The organism is Streptomyces oryzae, from assembly GCF_017676365.1.
In the GTDB taxonomy this organism is placed as follows: Bacteria; Actinomycetota; Actinomycetes; order Streptomycetales; family Streptomycetaceae; genus Streptomyces; species Streptomyces oryzae.
In genome coordinates this window covers 1-5,200 of the sequence record NZ_JADKMA010000304.1, presented here as the reverse complement: position 1 = coordinate 5,200, position 5,200 = coordinate 1, and the positions used below count along the sequence as shown (strand labels likewise).

3 protein-coding genes and 1 pseudogene are annotated in these 5,200 nt (G+C 69.2%); all 4 read right to left on the bottom strand.

Annotation, left to right across the window (positions count from 1 at the left end; all coding sequences use genetic code 11):
- Nucleotides 1–20: 20 nt before the first annotated feature.
- Nucleotides 21–968, bottom strand: coding sequence for a carbohydrate ABC transporter permease (locus ITI46_RS32955; protein ID WP_209243619.1), 948 nt, complete (start codon nucleotides 966–968; stop codon nucleotides 21–23).
- Nucleotides 965–2,497 (bottom strand): carbohydrate ABC transporter permease, encoded by a 1,533-nt coding sequence (locus ITI46_RS32950; RefSeq protein WP_209243618.1) that lies wholly within the window; start codon nucleotides 2,495–2,497, stop codon nucleotides 965–967. Before ITI46_RS32950 ends, ITI46_RS32955 begins: the two co-directional genes overlap by 4 nt.
- Nucleotides 2,498–2,690: 193 nt before the next feature.
- Nucleotides 2,691–4,040, bottom strand: a complete 1,350-nt coding sequence (locus ITI46_RS32945; RefSeq protein ID WP_209243617.1) for an ABC transporter substrate-binding protein — start codon at nucleotides 4,038–4,040, stop codon at nucleotides 2,691–2,693.
- Between the two features lie 553 nt (nucleotides 4,041–4,593).
- A pseudogene (locus ITI46_RS32940) lies at nucleotides 4,594–5,200 on the bottom strand (cell division protein FtsK); the annotation flags it as partial.

The following is a 5,200-nucleotide window of genomic DNA, read 5'->3' as shown; positions in this document are numbered from 1 at the left end:
GGCGCGGGTTGACGGCGGGGCTACTTGACCGAGCCCGCCATCACGCCGGAGACGAACTGCTTCTGGAAGGCGAAGAAGACCGCCAGCGGCACCAGCATCGAAATGAAGGCGCCCGGCGCCAGCACGTCGATGTTGTTGCCGAACTGCCGCATCTGCTGCTGGAGCGCCACCGTGACCGGCGGGTTCGTCGAGTCGGCGAAGATCAGCGCGACCAGCATGTCGTTCCACACCCACAGGAACTGGAAGATGCCCAGCGAGGCGATCGCGGGCCCGCCCAGCGGCAGCACCACCCGGGCGAACAGCCGGATCTCACCGGCGCCGTCCAGCCGTGCGGCCTCCAGCAGTTCGCGGGGGATCTCCGCGAAGAAGTTGCGCAGCAGGAAGATGGCGAACGGCAGACCGAAGGCGGTGTGGAAGAGGACCACACCGGTGGTCGTCTCGAAGATGCCCAGGGTGTTGAAGAGCTTGGCCACCGGCACCAGTGCCACCTGCACCGGCACCACCAGCAGCCCCACGACGACCAGGAACCACCAGTCGCGGCCGGGGAACTCCATCCAGGCGAAGGCGTATCCGGCCAGCGCACCGATCACCACGACCAGCACCGTGGCCGGAACCGTGATCAGCACGGTGGTCCACAGCGAGCTCATCACCTGGTCGTTGGCGAACAGCGCGTCGTAGTTGGAGACGGTCAGCTGACTCCTGTCGATGATCCAGGGGAAGCTGCCGTTCAGGTCGAAGATGTTCCACCAGCCGGAGATGGAGACATCCGCCGGGTCGCGCAGCGACGAGGAGAGCAGACCGGCCGTCGGCATCAGCCAGAACAGCCCGATGACGACCAGTGCGAAGCGCACTGCCCAGTGGCCGGTGAAGGCGGCCACCCGGGAGGCGACCGAGGTCTTGGGGGTGGCGGCTTCCGGAGCCGGAGCCGCCGGCTGAGAGGACGCGCCCGTGGCGGTCAGCGTGGTCATCGGCGGGACTCCCTGCGCAGACGGCGGATGTTGAGGATCATGACCGGCACGACGAGCAGCAGCAGGATCACCGCGATCGCGCTGCCCGCGCCCTGGTCCGGGCTGCCACCGAAGGACTTCAGGTACAGCTGGAGCGCGAGGACGTTGGCTTCCCGCTGGGAAGCGCCGGGCGAGATGACGTAGACGAGGTCGAAGATCTTGAGGACGTTGATCATCAGGGTGACGGTGACGACGCCGAGCACCGGGGCCAGCAGCGGCACCGTGACCTTGCGGAAGACCTTCCACTCGTTGCAGCCGTCGACCCGGGCCTGCTCCAGCAGCTCACGCGGCACACCGGCCAGGCCCGCCGCGATCAACACCATCGCGAAGCCCGCCCACATCCATACGTACGAGCCGATGATGGCAGGGGTCACCAGGGTGGGGCCCAGCCAGTCGACGCCGTTGTAGGGCGCCGCGAAGTTGGAGGCGGGCAGCCGCAGTTTGGCGCCGTCGGCTGCGGCCGGGAGGGTGAAGGTGCCGTCGTCGCCCGTGGTGGCCTCGGCGACCTTGCGGCCGTCCTTGACGGCCTCCACCTTGATGCCTGCCAGCGCCTTCTCCTGCTGGTCGATGACGCCGTGCTCGCTGCGCCCGCCCTTGACGAAGTCCAGCCAGACCGCGCCGGTGACCTGGCCCTTCCCGGCCTTGGCTGGCTTCTTGGCAACCGCCGCGTCGCCCGCCTCCTTCGGCGGGATGCCGACCAGCGGGAGGTAGGCGGGGCTGGAGGCGTCGACGGTCTGCTTGGTGGTGTAGGCGCCGCCGGAGATGGACAGCGGCGCGTCGGTGCGCGGCCGCGCGTCCGGCCACGGCGAGGTCTCGGCGAACGTGTCGTGGACCGTGGTCCACATCGCGTTCGCCACGCCGCGCTCCGGGTCCTGCTCGTAGACGAGCCGGAAGATGATGCCGGAGGCCAGCATCGAGATGGCCATCGGCATGAAGACCAGCAGCTTGAACGCCGTTCCCCAGCGCACCTTCTCGGTCAGTACGGCGAAGATCAGGCCGAGCGCCGTACACACCGCCGGAGCGACGATGACCCAGACGAGGTTGTTGCGGAAGGCGATCAGTGTGCCGTCGTCGGTGAAGACTTCCTTGAAGTTGTCCAGCCCGACGAAGCCGGAACCGTCGGCGTTCATCAGGCTGCGGAAGATCGAGTACCCGATCGGGTAGACGACCAGCGCGCCGAGGACCACCAGCGCGGGCAGCAGGAACGCCGCGGCGATCCAGGGGCGGCGGCGCAGCGCCGCGGCTCCCTTCGCGGCGGCGCCGGCGCCGGTGCGCTCGGCGGAGGTCACTTCGGCAGGTGTGCCGGCCGGTGCCGCTTCGGCGGCTGCCGTGGCCGTGCTGCTTGCTGCCGTCGGCGCGCTCTTGGTCGCGCCTTCTGTGGTGCTTGAGCTGGTGCTGGTGGCGGCGCCGGTGACCGGCGCGTCGGGCGCGCCGGAGTCGTCCGGTATGCCTCCGGTCGCGCCGCTTTCTGGCTGGCTCGGGGTCGGCATGACGGTGGTCTCCCCTGTCTGATCCGTCAGTGAGGCGTGGAGGTCGCGAGAGCCGTACGGGAGGTACGAGAGGTCCGAGAGGCACGGGACGAACGCGTCGGTGGCGACGTCTGCGTCGCCCGCATCGTCCTCGTCCCCTGCGTCGTCCGCTCGGTACGGGTCGCGGCGGATATGGCTGTGGCTGCGGCGCGGTTCACTTCTTGTACGCCTTGGCGGCGGCCTTCTCCAGCGCCTGCTGAGTGCCCTTGATGTCCTTGGGGTTGGTCAGGAAGTCCTGGAGGGCCTTCCACTCGCCCTCACCCTTGGTGCCGCCGAACGCCGCGGGCGCCTGGTCGGACATGTCGAAGCGGAAGTCGTTCCCGGCGTCGACCAGCGCCTTGGCGATCTCGCGCTGCGGCTGGTTGGGGTAGGCGGACAGGTCGAGCTCCTTGTTGGGGGAGACGTAACCGCCCTCGGCCGCCCAGATGCCCGCCGCGTCCTTCGACGCGAGGAAGGTGGCCAGCGCCTGTGCGCCCTTGCTGTTCTTCAGCACCGCCGCCGCGTCACCCGCGGTGACCACCGGGGACTTGGCGCCGACCTTCGGGAACGGGTAGACCTGCGCGTCCTTGCCGATCCTGGCCTTGGTGTCGCCCTCGATGTTGACGCCGACGAAGTCGGCCTCGAAGACGAGCGCGGCCTGCGGCGAGGCGAGGTTGCCGAAGGTCTGGGTCACGGACTTCGGGAAGTCCGTCTGGAGCGCGCCCTGGTTGCCGCCCGCCAGCAGATGCTTCTGGCCCCACAGCTGCGCAAGGGTCTTCAGCGCCTTGGTGACCGACTCGTCGGTCCACTTGATCTTGTGCTCGGCGAGCTGGTCGTACTTCTCGGGACCGGCCTGGGAGAGGTAGACGTTCTCGAACCAGTCGGTGAGCGTCCAGCCGTCGGCGCCGCCGACCGACACCGGGTCGACACCCGAGTCGGAGAGCGTCTCGGCGTCCTTGACGAAGGACTTCCAGTCCTTGGCCTCCTTGACGCCCGCGTCCTCGAACGCCTGGGAGTTGTACCAGATCAGGGACTTGTTGGCGGCCTTGTAGTAGATGCCGTACTGCTTGCCCTCGTAACTGCCCAGATCCCGCCAGCCCTTGGCGAAGTTCTTCTTGGACTCGGCCAGTGCCCCTTTGCCCAGCGGCTTGAGGTAGCCCTTCTTGGCGAACTCCCGCAGCACACCCACCTGCGGCAGCATCGCCACATCCGGCGGCGCACCGCCCTCGATCTTGGAGCTGATGTAGGTGGCCACGTTGTCGCCGGTGGGCACGAACTCGACCTTCGCGCCGGTTCGTTTCTCGAACTCGTCGAGCACCTTGCGGAAGTTCTTCTGCTCGTCGCCCGTCCACACCGCCGCGACCTGGAGCTTCTGGCCGTTGAGCTTGGGGAGGTCGACGGTCGGCTTGTGCGAAGCCGCCCAGTCGCTCCCCTCGTCCTCGGCGGCGCATCCCGCGGCGGTGAGTGTCAGGGCGGCGGCGGAGGCGAGCGCGAGTGCCGTGCGTGCAGCACGCGAGATACGCATGGTTGAGAGCCGTCCCTTTCCCCGTGTACTCCCGTTTCCATCGGATGAACGGGAGATGAGCAGACGCGGCCTGCCCAGGGGCGGCACCGCGTCGTACCTATCTGTGCGGATGTTTGTACGCCCGGACGACACACTCTGGCAACACTGTTCGGCCCGCCGTCCGCATCTTGATCAGTCCGTGACCTGACATAGCGCAACCCTGCGCCGTGAGCTGCGAACTTCCGTTATTTGAGGGAGAGTTGAGGTTCCGGCGAATTGGGTTGTGGGGGCGGCTGATGTGCCGTCCGGGGCACTGGTGAGCCACCTCTTCGGAGAGGGAGGGCGGACCTTCGACGGGCTGCGCGGAACCTTTACGGCACCCTCACGCACGCCCTCCACAGATCGGACCTTTCACCACTTTTTGCGGCCGCGTCGGCCAATGGCGTGCGTACAACTTATGAAGACAGCGCGCCCCGAAGGGGCGCGGGGAACTGCGCGACCGACCCCAACGCACCCGCAGACCGCAAACATCGGCCAGGGGCACCCCCTCCCCGGCGGGGCTACAACGGCGCGGCTACTGCGAATTGTGCGCGGCAGCAGGCGCCACCTGCTGCGCGGCCCGCTCCATCGCGCTGGCCAACAGCGCAAGGTCCGTTGGCCCGTTGCCCAGCTCCCGCACCTGACGCCGGGCCGGCGGATCACCCGCGCGGGCCCAGTCCAGCGGCACCACGGTGGGCCGCAGCGTCGCCGTACGCGGAATCCGCCCGGTGACCCGGCCCGACTGGAAGGCGACCGGCACCCCGCTGACGACCGCGCCCTCCGGCCCGCGACGGCAGCGCAGCGTAAGAGTGCCGCGGCCCCGCGGCGTACCGTCGGCGCCGCGCTCGCCGCCGGTCAACTCCACGTGCAGCGCCGCCGTACGGGCCAACTCCGTGCGCACCGTACGGTCCGCGCGGCCCGTCGCCGCGATCAGATGCACGCCCAGCCGCGTCCCGGTCCTGGCCACCGCCTCCAGCGCCCGGACGACCGAACCGGCCGCCGGACGGCCGGGGTTGCCCAGCGCCGGGTCGACCAGCGTGTCGAAGTCGTCCACCAGCACCACCAGCCGCGGCGGCACCCCATCGGGGCTCCCGGAGGAGGGCGACGTCAGCCCCGACTCCCCCTCCCCGGCACCGACATCC